At 46.5% G+C, this 17,736-nt stretch carries 17 protein-coding genes and 1 pseudogene; 8 read left to right on the forward strand and 10 right to left on the reverse strand.

Translation table 11 applies throughout. The features are described from left to right. The 3 genes and pseudogenes from GJV78_RS21060 to GJV78_RS21070 form a co-directional block, all read right to left on the reverse strand. Positions 1-2,304 (reverse strand): annotated as a pseudogene (locus GJV78_RS21060) (type I restriction endonuclease subunit R); the annotation flags it as partial. Between the two features lie 21 nt (positions 2,305-2,325). Further along, positions 2,326-3,558 (reverse strand): restriction endonuclease subunit S, encoded by a 1,233-nt coding sequence (locus GJV78_RS21065; protein WP_155110079.1) that lies wholly within the window; start codon positions 3,556-3,558, stop codon positions 2,326-2,328. Beyond that, positions 3,548-5,071, reverse strand: a complete 1,524-nt coding sequence (locus GJV78_RS21070) for a type I restriction-modification system subunit M (RefSeq protein WP_155110080.1) — start codon at positions 5,069-5,071, stop codon at positions 3,548-3,550. The genes GJV78_RS21065 and GJV78_RS21070 overlap by 11 nt, the downstream gene beginning before the upstream one ends. A gap of 330 nt (positions 5,072-5,401) precedes the next feature. Here GJV78_RS21070 and GJV78_RS21075 point away from each other — a divergent pair, with 330 nt between their 5' ends. From GJV78_RS21075 to GJV78_RS21110, 8 genes are all read left to right on the forward strand, one after another. Beyond that, complete coding sequence (locus GJV78_RS21075) at positions 5,402-6,550, forward strand: hypothetical protein (protein WP_155110081.1); 1,149 nt, start codon at positions 5,402-5,404, stop codon at positions 6,548-6,550. Between the two features lie 148 nt (positions 6,551-6,698). Next, positions 6,699-7,820, forward strand: a complete 1,122-nt coding sequence (locus GJV78_RS21080) for a tyrosine-type recombinase/integrase (RefSeq protein WP_155110082.1) — start codon at positions 6,699-6,701, stop codon at positions 7,818-7,820. Positions 7,821-7,954: 134 nt separating this feature from the next. Next, positions 7,955-8,143, forward strand: a complete 189-nt coding sequence (locus GJV78_RS21085; protein WP_048206749.1) for a helix-turn-helix transcriptional regulator — start codon at positions 7,955-7,957, stop codon at positions 8,141-8,143. A gap of 31 nt (positions 8,144-8,174) precedes the next feature. Beyond that, positions 8,175-8,777, forward strand: a complete 603-nt coding sequence (locus GJV78_RS21090) for a hypothetical protein (protein WP_155110083.1) — start codon at positions 8,175-8,177, stop codon at positions 8,775-8,777. A 61-nt stretch (positions 8,778-8,838) separates the two neighbouring features. Further along, positions 8,839-11,439 (forward strand): DNA polymerase type-B family protein, encoded by a 2,601-nt coding sequence (locus GJV78_RS21095; RefSeq protein ID WP_155110084.1) that lies wholly within the window; start codon positions 8,839-8,841, stop codon positions 11,437-11,439. A 262-nt stretch (positions 11,440-11,701) separates the two neighbouring features. Next, complete coding sequence (locus tag GJV78_RS21100; protein WP_155110085.1) at positions 11,702-12,628, forward strand: helix-turn-helix transcriptional regulator; 927 nt, start codon at positions 11,702-11,704, stop codon at positions 12,626-12,628. Next, positions 12,621-13,028, forward strand: coding sequence for a hypothetical protein (locus tag GJV78_RS21105; protein ID WP_155110086.1), 408 nt, complete (start codon positions 12,621-12,623; stop codon positions 13,026-13,028). The genes GJV78_RS21100 and GJV78_RS21105 overlap by 8 nt, the downstream gene beginning before the upstream one ends. Next, positions 13,021-13,908: a GTPase family protein gene (locus GJV78_RS21110; protein ID WP_155110087.1), complete on the forward strand. Its 888-nt coding sequence runs from the start codon at positions 13,021-13,023 to the stop codon at positions 13,906-13,908. Before GJV78_RS21105 ends, GJV78_RS21110 begins: the two co-directional genes overlap by 8 nt. Before the next feature lie 59 nt (positions 13,909-13,967). On the opposite strand, the gene GJV78_RS21115 is transcribed toward GJV78_RS21110, so the two are convergent. The 7 genes from GJV78_RS21115 to GJV78_RS21145 all read right to left on the reverse strand — a co-directional run. Beyond that, positions 13,968-14,360, reverse strand: a complete 393-nt coding sequence (locus tag GJV78_RS21115; RefSeq protein WP_155110088.1) for a hypothetical protein — start codon at positions 14,358-14,360, stop codon at positions 13,968-13,970. A gap of 42 nt (positions 14,361-14,402) precedes the next feature. Beyond that, positions 14,403-14,723, reverse strand: coding sequence for a hypothetical protein (locus GJV78_RS21120; protein WP_155110089.1), 321 nt, complete (start codon positions 14,721-14,723; stop codon positions 14,403-14,405). Positions 14,724-14,808: 85 nt separating this feature from the next. Continuing rightward, positions 14,809-15,045: a DeoR family transcriptional regulator gene (locus GJV78_RS24205; RefSeq protein WP_080473482.1), complete on the reverse strand. Its 237-nt coding sequence runs from the start codon at positions 15,043-15,045 to the stop codon at positions 14,809-14,811. 295 nt (positions 15,046-15,340) lie between these two features. Next, entirely contained in the window at positions 15,341-15,775 is a 435-nt protein-coding gene (locus GJV78_RS21130) for a DUF2787 family protein (RefSeq protein ID WP_063135756.1), read from the reverse strand. A gap of 93 nt (positions 15,776-15,868) precedes the next feature. Further along, entirely contained in the window at positions 15,869-16,378 is a 510-nt protein-coding gene (locus tag GJV78_RS21135; RefSeq protein ID WP_155110090.1) for a hypothetical protein, read from the reverse strand. 25 nt (positions 16,379-16,403) lie between these two features. Next, the gene (locus tag GJV78_RS21140; RefSeq protein WP_230979202.1) at positions 16,404-16,775 is read right to left on the reverse strand and encodes a hypothetical protein; all 372 of its coding nucleotides are present in this window, start codon (positions 16,773-16,775) and stop codon (positions 16,404-16,406) included. A 376-nt stretch (positions 16,776-17,151) separates the two neighbouring features. After that, the coding region (locus GJV78_RS21145) for a tyrosine-type recombinase/integrase (protein WP_155110091.1) at positions 17,152-17,736 on the reverse strand (585 nt) is incomplete at its 5' end.

The following is a 17,736-nucleotide window of genomic DNA, read 5'->3' on the forward strand; positions in this document are numbered from 1 at the left end:
AACTGCTCAGTATCATTTTTGTTTTTGACACCAGCAAATATTGCCCACAGCTGGTTATACAGATGAGGCAGACGTTTGTATTCAGAACTCATGGCGTTGTACAACCCATCAATATCCTTGATGTCGTATCCCCCCTGAGTTCGGGAGGCCAGATCCTGATATTTACCGATCGTCGTGTCCAGTTCAGCAAGAATGCCGCGATAATCAATCAGCAGGCCAAACTTTTTCAGTGGATGCAGTCGGTTCACCCGGGCAATAGCCTGGATAAGATTATGTGATTTAAGCGGCTTGTCGATATACAGCACGGTATTTTTCGGTTCATCAAACCCGGTGAGCAGTTTATCAACGACGATCAGCAATTTAAGCTTATCATCGGTATCGAAACGGCTAATGATATTGCGGGTATACACAGACTCATCCTGCGTGCCGACATTATCCTTCCACCATTTCGTCACTTCCGGCAGTTTGCTTTCATCCACCTCGGTGTTCCCTTCACGGGTATCCGGCGGGCTGATCACCACCGCTGATTCAAACAACCCGGCTTCATCAAGATACTTTTTATACTTAATTGCGGAGATTTTGCTGTCGCAGGCAAGTTGCCCTTTCAGCCCCTCATCAATATTCTTCGAGAAGTGCGTGGCGATATCGAGTGCGATCAGCCGGATGCGGTCATCTGCACTATAAACCTCACCCTTACGGGCATATTTACGCTTAAGGTCGGCTTTTTGCGCCTCGCTTAACCCATCGGTAATACGTTCAAACCATGCATCTATTGCCCGATCGTTAACCTCAAGGTCGGGAATACGTTCTTCATACAGCAAAGGCGTAACGGCTTTATCTTCTACCGCTCGCTGCATGGTATAAGCGTGGACAATCGGCCCGAATTTATTGGTGGTCTTATCTTCTTTTAGCAATGGNGCCCTGGCTACGGTGTCCTTCATCAATCAGAACGATGATGTCGGGGCTGGTGTTGACGCATTCAGGAAGTTTTGTCGCTGAGTTAAATTTCTGGATAAGGGTAAAGATTATACGTTCTTTACCAGAGCCAATCTGCTGTGCCAGCTTCTGACCTGAGGTCGCCATCGCTTTGGCCTTATCATCCTTCCCTGCCAGTTCACCACCTGAGGCAAAAGTGCCGCTGAGCTGCCCTTCAAGGTCCACACGGTCCGTCACCACCACAATACGACACTGCTTCAGGCTGTCATGAAGAATCAGCGCCTTGCTGAGGAACACCATGGTGTAAGATTTACCTGACCCTGTGGTATGCCAGATCACCCCACCTTCCCTGCCCCCATCCGGTCTGCGAGTACTGATGCGTTCCAGCAGTCTTTTAATGCCGAACACCTGCTGATAGCGAGCGACTATCTTCCCGGTCTTTTTATCAAACAGGGTGAAGAAGCGGGTCATCTCCAGCAGACGCTCCGGCGAAAGCAGGCTGATAAGCAGCTTATCCTGTCCACTGACAGCCAGTTCACCAGCGGCTATTAACTGTTGGTACCAGTCGAGATCGGCTGAAGGACGATGATCAAACAACGCATGAATTTGTTCAGTCGATAACTGATGGTTGCGCAGCGCATACATCTGCGGATCGGTAATATCTTCTTCGCGCCATGCCGCCCAGAATTTCATTGGCGTATGGCAGGTACCGTAGCGACCGTCATGCCCGTTAATCGACAGTAATACCTGGCTGTAGGCAAACAGATGCGGGATTTCATCGTTGAACTGGTTGCGGATACTCTGGGATATACCTTCGTCAATGGTTGGCCCTTTCTTGCCATGACCAGCCGGGCTTTTCGCTTCAATAACTGCCAGCGGAATACCATTCACAAAACAGACAATATCCGGTCTGCGAGTTTCGACACCGCCCGACCGCAATACTGTAAATTCTTCAGTAAAGTGGAACTGGTTATTTTCCGGGTGTTCCCAGTCAATCAGCGCTATGGTGGGGTTGACCTTCTTGCCATCGACAAATTCGGTGACGGCGATACCGTAGAGCAGATGGTTGTACATCCGCTCATTGGCTTTCAGCAGCCCTTCATTCAGCGCCGGAGAACAAACCTGCGATATCAGGTTATCCAGTGCCTTTTCCGATAACTGGCAAGTTTTACCGCTCGCCATAAAGGAACGCTTCGACAACGCCTCACGCAGAACCGGACGCAGCACCACCTCATCCTGTTTATAGCCCCTGTAATCCATAATCTGTTTCGGGGGTAAAAACGTCCAACCAAGGCTGGTCAGTAATGTCAGTGCCGGAATTTTGGCACTGTATTCTTCCTGGAATTTTGGCGTGTACGTCTGGTTCATTAGCTTTCCTTGTTCTTCGCGTTAAGCGCTCACGGCTTCTTCAGCGTCTACTTTGACACGACGTTTTCCGGTCAGTAATTGCTGCATCAGGGCTTTTTTCTCGTCGTTCAGGCAGGCGAGTTTTTTCTCCAGCGTGGAGATTTCGGTGTCAGCAGCGGACAGCACGGCGGCGATTTTTTGTTGCTCTTTAATAAATGGGCAAGAAAAGCTTAAAGTTTCAAAATCTTTCTTGGAAAGTTCTAAAAATGTTGAGCCAGATGATTTTTTGATCATCTCATTTGTGTTCATTTGCAACAAGTAATAAATAAATTCGATATTAAACCCTTCATTCGGAATGATGTTTTTAAAACCTTGATTGGTACAAATTTCCGATGTCGAAATTGCTAAAGCACCAATAGTAGCTCTTGTACATACCATCAAACTACCTTTTGGCAAAAGAACAGCTGAGCTATTTAGTAATCCCGCAGGAGTAATTTTTCTACTAGTATTGCTAACGAACCTACCCGTTAATGCAGTAACATCAGTTGGGGTAAGCCATAGAATATCGCCTTCCCAATACATGGCCATGTTTGTATCAGGTGTTCCACCGGATACAACTTTGCCCATTTGTATTAGTTTAGTAATTTTCCACTCCCCACTAAACCTCACCCCATTCTCATCCAGCAAGCGTTTTTCCCCGGTAAGCAATTGCTGCGTCAGGGCTTTTTTCTGCTGTTGACTGTTGGCGAGAAGGCTTTCCGTCACCGAAATTGCCTTATCCCAGGCGGACAGAATTTGAGATATTTTATCTTGTTCATAAATAGCAGGAGTTTTTATGTTTAACGCTCTAATATCAGAAAGGTTAATTCTAGAAAAGGTAGAACCACCTGCACTTTTTGCTATCTGTCGCTGGACTAAATCTGATTGTAATGTGTAGTAAATAAACCGCCAATCTGCATGGATTGGTTTAATTAAGACAGTGTCTTGCCCTAATACAAATGGCTTTTTGGAATCCACATAGCTAACAACACCGACAGACTGGTTACGACTCATAACCAAATCACCTTGTTCAACAACACAGTGATCCATCAGAGAGCGATATTCTTCTTCTGTAACTCTTTTTACAGGTGAAATCAGATCTAAGGCTCCCCATTTTATCGTCCCCGGTGAGACAAGTGGTATTCCCGATTTAACGTACTCAGGAGTCCTGTGTTTGCAATCGATTATCGACGCAACCGATGAGAGTTTCTGAGATGACCACCCCTTAGGAATCATAACCCAACTCCTTCAGATACCCCGCCATCTCCGTTTCCAGCTTCGCCAGTTCCGCCTTCAGTTGCTCGCGTTCGGCGCGTACGGCCAGCAAATCGACCTCGTCTTCTTCTTCAAAGGTATCGACATAGCGAGGGATGTTGAGATTGTAATCGTTGTCCTGAATCTCTTTCAGGCTGGCAAGATAGGCGTATTTCTCGACGTTATCGCCATCACGGTAGGTCTTGACGATTTTCTCAATATTTTCTTCGCTGAGCTGGTTCTGGTTTTTACCTGCCTTAAATTCGCGGCTGGCATCGATAAACAGCACCTTGTCATCCACTTTCTGTTTTTTGAAAATCAGAATCGCAGCAGGAATACCCGTACCGTAGAACAGTTTTTCAGGCAGGCCAATCACCGCATCGAGTAGGTTTTCATCAATCAGTTTCTGGCGAATTTTGCCTTCGCTGGAGCCACGGAACAGTACGCCGTGTGGTACCACTACCCCCATACGACCCGTTCCCGGTTTAAGGGTTTCTATCATATGCGAGATAAAGGCGTAATCGCCTTTAGTCTTCGGCGGCACACCGCGACGGAAACGACCAAACTTATCGTTCTCGGCCTCATCATGGCCCCACTTGTCCAGACTAAACGGCGGGTTAGCGGTCACGATATCAAACAGCATCAGGTCGCCATTTTTATCGAGCAGCTTCGGATTACGAATGGTATCGCCCCACTCGATTTTATGGTTGTCTTCGCCGTGAAGGAACATGTTCATTTTCGCCAACGACCATGTAGACCCAATCGCCTCCTGACCGAACAAGGCATAGTTACGACTATCATGCCCGGAGACAATTTTACGTCCGCACTTCATTAACAACGAACCAGAACCGCAGGCCGGGTCACTGATGGTGTCACCGGGTTGAGGATCAAGTAACTCAGCAATCAGGTCAGAAACTTCCGGCGGGGTATAGAACTCCCCGGCTTTCTGCCCACCGCTGGCGGCAAAGTTTTTGATCAGGTATTCGTAAGCATTACCGATAACGTCCAGCGTACCGACACGACTCGGCTTCAGGTTGAGATCTTCACCGGCGAAGTCTTCCAGTAGCTGACGCAGGATTGTGTTTTTCTGTTTTTCTTCGCCAAGACGATCGGTGTTAAACGAAATATCCTGGAACACGCTTTTCCCGGCATCTTTCAGTTTGGTTCCGTTAGCTTCTTCGATTGCATGCAGAGCCTGATCGATACGCTCACCGTTACCCGGCTCATGGCGACGTTCGTACAGCGCATAAAAGCTGGCATTTTTTGGCAGTTCAAAACGCTCGTTAGCCATCATCGCTTCAATTAGTTCCGGCGCATCGCCATACTGTTCTTTGTATTCGTCATAGTGATCCTGCCAGACATCTGAAATGTACTTAAGAAACAGCATGGTAAGGATAAAGTCTTTATAGGTATCAGCACTGATGGTGCCACGGAACGTATCACACGCGGCCCACAGGGCTTTGTTGATCGTGTCCTGACTGATTTTGTCGTTCATGAATCATCCTGGTATGAAGAAAAGCTGGCGATGCAGGGCTTAGCATCGTAAAAAACTGCGTTAAATGATACCTCAAGACACGCCCTTGAACACACCAGAATCGCAGTATCTTGAAGGGAATTGTCCACTTGATACCGACAGATGACTTACGGTGCCCTCATGTTTACAAGTTAATAAATTCTAATAATATTAGCATGATAGACAAGATTTGAGCTATGGTGTAAAACTGCCGTTGGGGTAAATAGCCTACTCATGCTCTTGTAATCACAGCACCACCTTGCACACATCCATCAGTAAAAGGGTATCTAACCTGAATAACAGAGGCACATTATGTTTGAAGACTATCTTGAACACCCCGACCGGCATCCTAAAAATGCTCAGCTCCTCGCTAAATATCAAAATGATATTGATAAATTATCCGAAATTTTTACTGAGGATGATTTACTACATCTGATGACACAGGAACAACCGGATGGCATCCGTAAGATGCGTCCCTCATTAGCATCTATCGAGATATTCGCAATATCCGCATCAATGTCCAATCAGATTAATTTTTTTCAGAATACCGATTATCTTGAGAAATGGTGCGCACTACAATGTAAGGAATTCGAAGTGCTGGCTATTAATATCTACGGTCGTACATCGATTAAACAAAATAAAATACCAGATAAAACACTAAAGGAAATTGATGTATTTCTGGAGATATTGCTGGATAAGGCATCAAAAGACTCGACACATCCGTTTTCCACATTTCTAACCACCCTCAATACTCTTGTGGATGAAAAAACATATCAAAATAGTGAACTCGTCCATTGTGATGGAAAGGCTTCAATGCTCAGCCATAACAGCACCCTCAAGGATACATGTGAAAATATCACTAAATATATCACCTCGTCAGATTTCATGAATTCTCTCCCGAAAGTTTCAAACCTGGCCCCCAGGGATACTGCCCTCCTTTTCTTTGCACGATTTTGTGATGAGTTTTATTTCACTTTCCTATTTAAAACAATAGACCTAATGAAAAATGATGGACTTATCAAAAATAACTATCTCAACCACCCTAACATGATTCAATTGATTACTCTTGCAATGATACCCTATGAGGTTATGCGACCTGTTATTAATGAAAAGGGCTATACAGCCACTTTAACCAGCCCTGATAAGTTCGTTTTTAATGAAACCATTCCCCGAAACAAAGAAAACCTGACAGGGATCCAAAAAAACATAAACCAGATCTTATACAAAACCTATATTTACATTGCACTGCTTATCTTCCCAGAATGGAAACCCACAGCCAAAGAAATCATCCTTTTTCTTGAAGGAAAGAGCCTCGCTGTTAAAAAAAATGGCCCAACTATTAAAGGATTATTGGACTTAAAATCGACAGCGCTTGGACTACCTTCAAAGATTAACGATGTAGGTCGTCTCAGCAAAGAGGAATATGTCACCCGATTACTATCACTTGCTCGGGCTAAATGAACTTATGGCGTCACAACCCACAGAGAATTGACCTCTGTAAATAAAAAGCACAGTTTCAAATTGAAATGATGAACTGTGAAAATGACAACTCGCAATTAGTTCACCTGACATCGTATTTTTCCTGGCACACATTCACAGGAGAACTACGATGTCCATTATTAATCTGCGTTTCAGCACTAAATCACTTCAACAACTGCCACATCCGAAGACAGGTTGCCAGGAATACCGTGATATTCACTGCCCCCATCTGCGGGCACTTGTTTATCAAAAAAGTATAACTCTGGCATTTCGGGCGACCATCAACAATCAACGTATTTATGAAACACTGGGCACTTTTCCACTCATCGGTGTAGAAGATGCCCGCCTGCATACTATGACTCTACTCGGTCGCAAAAAGCGCCTTGCCATACAGTCCCGCCGTTATACCGTTGAACAGGCTATCAACGACTTATGGCTTCCTGATATGCAGCTATATAAGAAAAGCCCTCAGTCTGAACTGTCGAAGCTCAATCGTTACATCCTTCCCTTCTGGGGACAGCGTCGCCTGCGTGATATTACTGCCGGTGAAATCGAAAAATTCGCCGCTGACCTGCGTTCGACCTTACGCCCGGCAACAATAAACCGCCTTCTGGCTCTGCTCTCAAAGATATGCTCTCTGGCTGTACGCGCTGAATGGATAAATCATTCTCCGATGACCCACGTTCGTTATCTGAAAGAGAACAACGTTCGGTATCGCACACTTTCTGCCACTGAAATTCCATTATTTATAGCTGCCACTGAAGCCCTTAACACGCCCGCTGCTGATGCCATATTGCTTGCGCTCTATACCGGTATGCGTATTGGTGAAGTTTGTACCCTGAAATGGGAATACTGGCATCCTGATGCACAGCAGTTGCTTCTCCCGGATACGAAATCAGGGCACCCATTTACCTGCCCGCTTGCAAAACCCGCAGTGGCTATTATTCAGAGACAGGCACAACTGGCACTCAGTACTACCTGGATTTTCCCTCGCCTTACCGACGCCACTCGTCAGTTGAGCTATCCGCGTGAAACCTTTGCCCGTATCTGTCGGGATGCCGGTATAGCAAACCTGCGAATGCACGACCTTCGCCGGACGTTTGCAACCCGCGTGCTACAGGCAACCAGCGATATCGCCATGGCCTCCCGGTTACTGAATCACCATTCACTCACTGCCACCCGCCGCTATGCGTTTCACAATGCAGCGGACACTCAGTCGGTAGTTACACAAGTGGTTGATAGTTTTAAATAAAAAATCTGACAACATGAGCTGTGAGTTTTATGAAGTGCCATCTAACTGCGCAACTCGTAATGTGAGCACACCATTGCTGGGCCCGGCAGTGACTGACAGAACCTTAACTATTTTTTGCTCAGAGGAGCCCCGTTATGTACATCACCAGTAAACAGCTTGCTCTCCGCTGGGGCATTTCACCCAGCACGATTGCCAGCGATATCACCCGAAATCCGGCGAAACTCCCTCCGTTTATCAGGCTGGGCCGTGCTATTCGATTTCCAGTATCTGAGGTGGAGGCCTGGGAACGGCAGCAACTCACGAACATCCAAATTTCACGTTAATAACATTACTTCCTGATAAGGCGAAAAAATTATGACAACCTCAACAACACTCAGCACTGATTACCTGGTGAACTCAAGCGATAAGATCATCCCTGTCTCTGATGTCAGTGGCATCGGTATCGTTGAAAACCGCCTGTACTTTATTGGCCGGGCAAGCCGCGCACTGCACATTGAGCATTTTGATTCGGACGAGGCTGCGAAAGCCGCATTTACCGTCTATGCCAGCATTTTCAAAAGCGGTCTGTCTGACGAGGCTATTTACGAAGGTAATCACTGCATTGCCCGACTGAGATTCGTATACGGCGTCAGCCTGTTTCAGAAAGACGAGCAGGCTATCCTGATGCTGATTAACCGCTATGGCGGCACCCTCGTCAGCGAATCAGCCAAATCTGACACTCTTGATGATGCATTTCAGGAACTGACTACCGCTCTTGGCGGTCGCGAATTTGAAGCAATGCGCTTCCGTTGGTTACATGCAAATTGCCTTATCTCCTCACGACTCCTGCCGATGGTAGAAAAGACCCCGAATGGCGTGGTTATTAAAGTAAGCGATAAGTTTGTTTCGTTCGTCGCGACCAATGACGATGAACACAAAGAGCAACTTTTTGCTGAGATTCGTACAGCTCTCATCTGATTTCCCTCCTGAATTCACGGTGCCTGTAGTGGCACCGCTCACCTGAATAAGAGAAACACCAATGATTGACATGAATGCACTGCTCGCGAATGCGGCGGGTGTGACGCAACCTGTCGCCCACACCGCTAAAACGCTTGATAACTTTCCGTTAATACCGCAAAAATCAAAAAAACGGCTGGACGTCAGTAGCCAGTTACATCTTGATATCGGCTTTGACACTGAATACGTCTATAACCCTGCAACAAAACAAAACGACATTCTGTCTTATCAGAGCTATGTCGTGCTGCCTGATGGAACGGGTGTTCCCGGAATCCTGTACCCCGCCAGCGCCCACAAAAAAGATCGCCTGTCGCTGAAAAACTTTCTCGCGAAAACCCTGACGCCGCTATTGAAGAATGAGCTGATTAACGAATGGCCGGGTTCGATTACGCTGTATGCTCATTTCCTGCGGGCTGATGTTGCCTCGTTTTCCGATTTCTGGAGCGATCACAAAATACTGCTGAAAGGAATTCGCAGTACAGTTAGCAGTTTTAAAAACCGCTACGGTATTGATTTTGATGAAGTCGAAAATCGTCGTGAAAAAAATAGCCTCATCACGTTTGATAAACGGACCAGCCCGCCCCGTTGCAGCAATGTGACGTTCACCGATACGTTGTTGATCACTCCGGGTGGGATGGGGCTGGCGGAATGTGGCCAATTACTTGGTCTGCCGAAACTAACCATTCCAGCCCCTTATTCAATCAGCGATATGCGCCAGTATTTAAAAGGCGATCGACGCGGTTTCGAAGCTTATGCAGTTCGTGATGCCGAAATTGCCGTGCGCTATGCCTTACAGGTGAAATCGTTCTGCACTGAAAGTCTGATGATTGAGCGCATCCCCACCACGATTGGTGCGATGGCTGTTTCCCGGTTTCTCAAGACCATTAAGGAAAGCGGCCAGTCTCCTGAAGTCTGTATGGGTACCCGGACAATATCGCAACAGTGCTGGAATCCGGATACTCATGGATTCAGAACGTTAAAATCGACGCAGAGTATACCCGCAAGGGAACTCTATGAGACGTTCGCCATAAACTGCTATCACGGCGGTCGAAATGAGTGCTTTATGATGGGCATCACCCCTGAAAGCCAATGGTATGACTACGATTTGGCAGGCGCATACACCACAGGCCTGTTAGATGTTTTGCAACCCGATTATGACAATCTTTATACGAGCCAAAATCCTGAGGAATTTTGCGGACATACCATGGGATTTGCGCTGGTCAGTTTTCGATTCCCCGACACAGTACGTTACCCCTGTCTGCCTGTCAGAACAGACCAGTATGGGTTGTTTTTTCCCTTGACGGGTGAGTCATGGGCGACCGCCCCGGAAATAGCCCTCGCACTGTCTCTGGGTGCGGAAATAACTATTCAGCACGGTATTATAATCCCATGGCGTCAGTATAAATCTGATAATGCCTCGTCCCCGACAAAACCAGCAAGCTCCGTGTTTTTACCCTTTGTGCAACAGGTACGCGAAAATCGTAATCGCCATGATAAAGGGTCTCTGGAGGAAAAATTCTGGAAAGAGATCGGAAATTCACTGTATGGAAAACTCGCTCAGGGTCTTCACGCAAAGACTGCATTTGATACCGCCCGTGGGCTGAACAGCCCTCTGCCGCCTTCGTCAGTCACCCAGCCATTTTTTGCTGCACATGTCACGGGATTTGTCCGCGCGGTGGTGGGCGAGTTGATGAATGCACTTCCGCCGAATGCAATAGTGGTCAGTGTGACTACAGATGGTTTTCTGACAGATGCCTCTCTCGAGAATATCGATATGTCTGGTCCGCTATCTTCACGTTTTCAGGCGTTATGCGACATTGCGGATCCGGGCTCGTCTATGCTGACCTGTAAACATCAGGTCCGACAACTGGTCGCCATGAAAACCCGGGGGCAGTTGACCTATAAGGAATCAGAAGGCTTCCCAATCGTCCACGCACGTGCAGGCGTTAAACCCCCTGCTGATATTCCACGCGACGACTATAACCCCTATATGGTAGATCTCTATATGAACAGGGTTCCGGGTCAGAAACTTCGCAGGGGGTCTCTCATTTCAACCCGTGATATGTGGTTGAATGAAAGCGATCTGGTCGCTGTTGAATCCGAGATCAGGTTAAACCTGGAATTCGACTTCAAACGCCAATTGATAACACCCACGATGAATGAAGGGCATTTGTTAATGCATTCCCGACCGTGGGATGATATGTCACAGGCACTTAAGCAACGCCAGCTTTTCGATGACTGGCGGCAGACACATGCTTTGAAAGATGAAGCCGACTGGGAAGACTGGTGTGATTTTCTCTATTGCAGAAACGTTTTTACCCCACTGAAACTGAAAGTAGGACTAAATCGAAGCGATGATGTCCTTGTTCGCCTTTTCCTGCGGGCCCTGGCTCAACATCAATGGGGGCTCACGCCGGACGACAGAAAGAGACAAACCAGCACTGAGGTCGCAGCATGGCTGGTCGCCGCAGGCTACTCTGTAACAGCCAGTGATGTCAAAAATGCAGGTCGGGCTAAGCTCCCACCTATTATCTTTGGTTCCCTGACTTCCCGAATGAATCGCCTGATGGACCTTATAAAGCCGGTATATCCCGGCTTCGCATTGCCCTCGGCAGTGTTGTAAATCCTTCACGCTGAATACCTGTTTGCTAAGCCCACGCTCCCTGTCGTGGGCTTTACTGTTTGGGGGTAATGAGGCACCGGTAATAAAGCTGCTTCCCGCAACGACCCCAAAATGGACAGGTTGAGTCCACAAAAACCATGCTGAAAATATATCACTGAATTTTATGGTTTTTATTTTTTAGAAATTCTGCTTCAGCCTGGACTCATCTTGTCCAGCACCCTACTGAAAATATCCTTCCAGCTTCAATTGATTGGATGCCTGAATGGATAAGCATGACAAACTTGGGTATCGCCTTGGATTGATACTGACTCGCCTTAACAACGGTGAATCGGTCACGGTGAGTGGGCTTGCTGAAGAGTTTAATGTCTGTGATAAGACCATCCGGCGTGACCTTACGCAGCGACTGGCTTATCTCAACCTTCTTCGCAGTGGTAAGAAATATCACCTTCCCGTTGGCGTACTGGGACAGCGCAGCAATACGGACTTGCGCCGATTTACGCGTATTCTGGGTATTGACGGGTTATTTCCACGCTGGGATGACCGCCTGTTAGGCATATTGCTGGGCAATGCTGATAATAATCCGTTTCTGATCAAACAGCGTCCCTACGAAAATTGTGGGGTTTTTATGTCTACGTTGAATACATTGTCAGACGCGATTCGCGGCAGCAAAAAAATAAGCTTTATGTATAAAGCGAAAAGTTACAGCGCCATTGAACCCTATCGTCTCGTCAGTGACAGAGGGATCTGGTATCTCGCTGCCATTGAGGGAGGAGTGCTGAAAAGTTTCGTCATTTCAGCGATGAAACAGGTTCTCCCCAGTAACATGTCATTTGCCATGTCGCCGGAAATTCATCTGCAAATCGAGAATGCGGAAAGTATCTGGTATGGCGCAGAGCTTACTGAAGTACTGATGTCAGTTTCTGCACGTGTAGCCCCGTGGTTCTTGCGCCGCGCGCTGTTGCCGGGTCAGGAAATTATTCACACTTCCGCAAGCGGTGATTTGCTCGTGATTTCACGGGTGGCTCACTTCGGCCAAATTATCCCTCTCATCAAATACTGGATGCCCGAGGTTGAAGTTCTAAAACCAGCATCGATTCGTAATCAGGTTACGCAAGACATACGCCTTGCCCTGAAACGATACGAGCAGAATGAAAGTACGGAATCAACCGGAGATACCTCTAATGAATAAAGATGAAAAAGCGCTCGAGAATTTTTTCGAAAACATAGCAACGGACTTACTCAGCGGTCTTCTTGACGCCAATGATAATGAACAGAATGCGCATCTTAAAGCCTGGCTTGACGCGCCATTCAATGTAGTTCCCGAAAACCTTCTCCGGCATGCCGAGATGATTTGCAATCACTTCAGTGCAGGCGAAGACGGTCATTTGTTAATGCACGGTATTGATGATCAACTGGCCGCAATGAGCCTTTCCCGCAAGGAACGCTTCAGCCCTATGAAAAAAGGGATCGTCGGTTACGCGGCACCCCGTGATCTGGAAAAAGTGAATGCCTTGCTAAAAGTAATTATTTCTTATTACGAGTGTGCGTTAATTAAAGCGAAAATGGAGAATGGTGCTCAAGATGAATAATACAGAAACTAAAAATCGAAATCCTGTGAAGGATGCTCTTGAAATATTACCTGAAAATATCAGGGACAGTATTGCCCGACGCATTAATGACGTTATCAGTTATGAGCCGGTCATTGGCATTATGGGAAAGACCGGAGCCGGGAAATCCAGCTTATGTAATGCGATTTTTAAGGGTGATATTTGTGCAGTCAGCAATATCGCGGCCTGTACCCGTGAAACGCAGGAAATGCGCATCCAGTTTGGCAAACGCTCAGTGCGGTTGATTGATATTCCGGGTGTGGGCGAAAATGCTGAGCGTGACGCTGAATATGAACAACTTTATCGCGACCTGTTACCACAACTGGATCTGGTTCTCTGGGTGATTAAAGGTGATGACCGCGCCTTTTCTGCGGATGAACATTTCTACAAAAATGTGCTGGCCCCTGCTGGCGGTGAGGCTAAAACACTGTTTGTGCTCAATCAGGTCGACAAAATTGAGCCATTCCGTGAATGGGATGTTGTCAACGCCCGGCCTTCTCCATCCCAGATGCAAAATATCCTCGATAAAGAAGCGTATATCACACAGCGATTTGGGTTTACTGACCATCCAGTGATCGCTGTCGCCGCCAGTGAGGGATACAATGTGACCCATTTGGTGGAGGCAATGGTTCGTGCGCTCCCAAAGCACGCTCAAAGCGGCGTCGCTTCTCAGGTGAGAGACGAGCACAAAACCCGTACAGTTACAGAAGAGGCAACGGAAGGATTCGGTGATACGGTTGATCGCGTTCTTGATGATATTATTGATAACACCCTGCCAGCGCCTTTGCGCGTGGTGGTCAAAGCCGCCAAAAAAGCTGTAGTCAGTGGGCTCAAAAAGGCCTGGAACTGGATCTTTGGCTAACACCGCTAAAAAAAGTAACGGGAGCAGCAGCTCCCGAATTGTTTACACCTCGATATTCATCAGAATTTTACAATCCCTGCTTTAATTGCAAGACGGACACATTTATTAGCCTCCTGCATAATGACGTCCTGCGGATATTTTTTCATTTCCCTATACCCATCGGATTTAGCCATGCTACCTTCCATTCCGGCATTATCCAGAATGGCCTTCCAGGCATCCCGAACTTTCTTTGAATCTTTTTCACCTACGCCACCGGAGAGCGTACCAAATAGCTCTTTGGCATTGCTGTTGAGATTTTTGTATTCTGCCGCGTTTGGATCCAATAACATCGCCATTTGGGTTGACTGGCGGGTTGCTTCATAACAACGTCCCGCCCTATCAAGCGAAACAGAAGCAGCGATTGAGGTGACAGGCATGATGGCCACAATACATGCAGTAATTATCTTTTTCATATCATTATTACCCACTTGGATGAGAAGGATGATCTGTTCTGACTACTGTCTGTTTGATGGTTTTCGGTAAAATGTCACACACTTATCTGCAAACGCTGCCTGCTGGTATGCCCGAGGCAGTTCATTATCCAGGGCGATGGTGTTTTCATTAATCGATTCTTCGTCAACGCCATAACGTTGTAGTTCTTTCTCCAAATATTTGTAAATTTCAGCAGTGACCTTTTTATCTGACTCCATGAGTTGCCTGTTTATACTGTCCATCGCAAGGTAACAGGCTACACGGTTATTTACCTGAACAAGCCCGGCATGCGCCTGTGACAAAAAACCCGTGAATAACAGAGCTGCTATTATCGTTCTTTTCATGTTACATCCTTCATTAAGGTGATTTTTTTGGTTCATTGTAGAGCCTAATGCAATGCGAGGACAGGTTATGTCCATGTAGAGAAAATTATTTGAATATTCCTTGCCTGACTCGCTCTCTTATCAGAGGAGCCAACCGCACTTTCCCGGGGGAAATAACTTCCGTTACTGTTTCCACCCTCAATAAGTCCCGTCGCCCTGTCCGACGGGATACAGAAAACTGCTGGCAAATATCATTAACCGACAGAGAATTGCCGGTATAGAGTTGGAGCAATATCCACCCCAGTCTTTCAGCGATTTTCTCGCCTCGTGACTGACGCATCATGAGTACCTGTATGGTTACGCTTTAACAATCCATCGGCCAAGACCGATCCTAACACACTGTAATATCGATGTTATTTATGCGGTGTAAAACTGCCGTTGGGGTAATGGAGTCATCGTTATCACCCAGCCACTGAGTAATGCGACATTTGGGCTTAAACCACGAGGGATCTGAGATCCCCCGTGTCTGCACATCTTTATGCGAACGGTCCGGTACAACCAGTATCATCATCATGCTGCGATGTACTGCGCATGAAGAGGATTACAAAGATGCCCGTTTTCTTCCTGTTCATAACAGGTCAACAACTTTCCACAGTTACCGTTACCCGGTAAATCCCCATAGACAGGTAATCCATAAAATTACCCTCCCATAAGGACCAGAGTTCATTCCTCTCTGCCGCCAGTGAAATATCCCCAGCCAGATAATGGAAGACGTATTGACCTGACCAACAAAAGTCCATTTCCTTTTCCAGTTCCGGGTAGACTCGCCCCATGTAACTAAAGTCTGTGACATAATCGAAATACCATTCGTTATCCTGGCGGATGAACCGCATTTCAACCGGATGAAATCCGCCGGATTCTGCACTGTAGTCCGGGTCACGAAAATTAATGACTACTGCCCTGACCGATGTTTGCTGAGATTGTTCTGCCAGAAGCGTAACGATGTGCTGCTGAAATAATTTAGTGACAGGCAGCGTTAATCCTGCCTGTTTTAGGGCATACTGTGTTTGCATAATAGATTTTCCTGTAAAAGGTGAGTAGAGGTGTGTAGTAGTTTCTGGTTGTATAACAGTTCTGGTAAAGAATTAATTCTTCGCAATCCTTTCTCAATCGCCAACCTTACTGAGTGTTTTAAGACGCGCCCGCCAGTCAGCATATAAAACATGCGTAAACAACTTCTCAGGGTGCGCCTCAAGCAGACATATATCCGGTGAGCGTAAAACAGCGGCCAGGAAACCGGCATTATTGGCACTTGCCCCTTTAAACAGTGGTCTGAATACACCAGATGTGAAGCCCGTTGTCGGTTGTACTTCGAGCACACTTTCAATCTTAGAAAGTGGGACCCAGTCTTTAGAGAACAATCCACCGCTGCCATTTGCCATGAGGCGCAGATAGAGATCATTATCCGTTTCAGACATTGCCAGTTGCCATGTCAGTATGCCGCTGGCTTTAGGGCTGATTTTTTCCGCCTGTCCTGCCTCAATGAGCAATTTATAACTGTCTTCGGATAATGTTTGTTCTTCTGTAATGATATTCTTCTCAATGTCACCTTTTTCATCATTTAATCCCAGAACTCCATGCGCAGCATTATTTTTGCCTAATTTTGATTTACTCATTTGCATCTCCTGATTTTAATCTGATTTACAAGCGGAATTCTGCCATAGACATTAACGTACCAATCCCGTTAAGAGGACAATTAGGATGAAACAACAGATAAATACCATTTCCATTATCTTCTGTAATTGATAGCATCAAGTAATATTCATCTGTCAGATGGACCACGAACTCAGGGTTTGCAATTAAATGATGAATTACATCCAGTACGTGTCGTTTAATATCTTCGGGAACATCACCGGGTTCAATGTACATTAATGTTACACCCACCTCGCCCCAAAAATTCATTGCGGAAAGTTCATCATCAAATGGAAGTATCAGTTCTTTTCTCAGGACAGTCATAACTGAATCGGGAAGAAGGAGCGACGGCAGGTCTTGCCAGTTCGAGATAAATTTCATTGAATAATCCTCATAAACAAAAAACCCGATACGTTTTAAGTATCGGGGTTACATAGACAGGCTAAAGAATCTGGAATTGCCTTCAGTGGTCATCTATATTCTTTCATAATATCCACAATCCTTGCAGATAAGCACTGGCGCATTATTTCTTTCACGCTGTTTAAGGAATCCAAATAGACGCTGTATCGCCCTGATGATTTCTTTAAGCAATTCTGGTAATTGCTCCGGGCTAATATAACCGGATGTCGATGTCAGAAACCGGTCATCGCGAGTCACCTTTGCTATATTTCCGGCAGTTTCTGTGACTGTATTCCTACTACCGCACTTAGGACACGTTAACGGCATAATCATTCTCCACGTTTAAGAGATGCAAAAATCACTGTTCTTTACTGGTAGCTACGGGGGGTAAAAGAAGGTCGGTAACACCCTGCCCGGTCTGACGCATTCGCTCTGGTGTCAGTTTTGCGTAGCGCTCCGTACTCTGAATACTGGCATGCGCAAGCTGGGCTTTAACGTCATACAGACTGTACTGTCCGCTGGAGACAAGTAATGATGCGACGGAATGGCGCGTAGTGTGGAAACAGACTTCACTTTTATCTATCCCGCACTCTGCCAGTATTTTTTCATAGGCCCACCGGGGTTCTGATATCGGTTTTCCATTATCTTTCACGGCAAACAGATAGGGGTTGCTGCCAGCCCGTGGGATCGAATCAATAATGGATAATGCAACATCACTGAGATACACAGTTCTGCTGCGACCATTCTTAGTATAAGGAATGAATAACGACCTGTTATCCCGATCAATATGTTTGTGCATGACATTCAGCATTTCTGATTTGCGTGTACCGGTTAACAACAGCATGGCTATCAGTCCCCCGGCTGCCTTATTGGGGTATCGTGCCGCAGCGTCGAGGATCCTTCTGATCTCATCAGCGTCAAAAAAGCGCGTCCGCTGATTATT

The organism is Intestinirhabdus alba (assembly GCF_009711095.1).
Taxonomy (GTDB): domain Bacteria; phylum Pseudomonadota; class Gammaproteobacteria; order Enterobacterales; family Enterobacteriaceae; genus Intestinirhabdus; species Intestinirhabdus alba.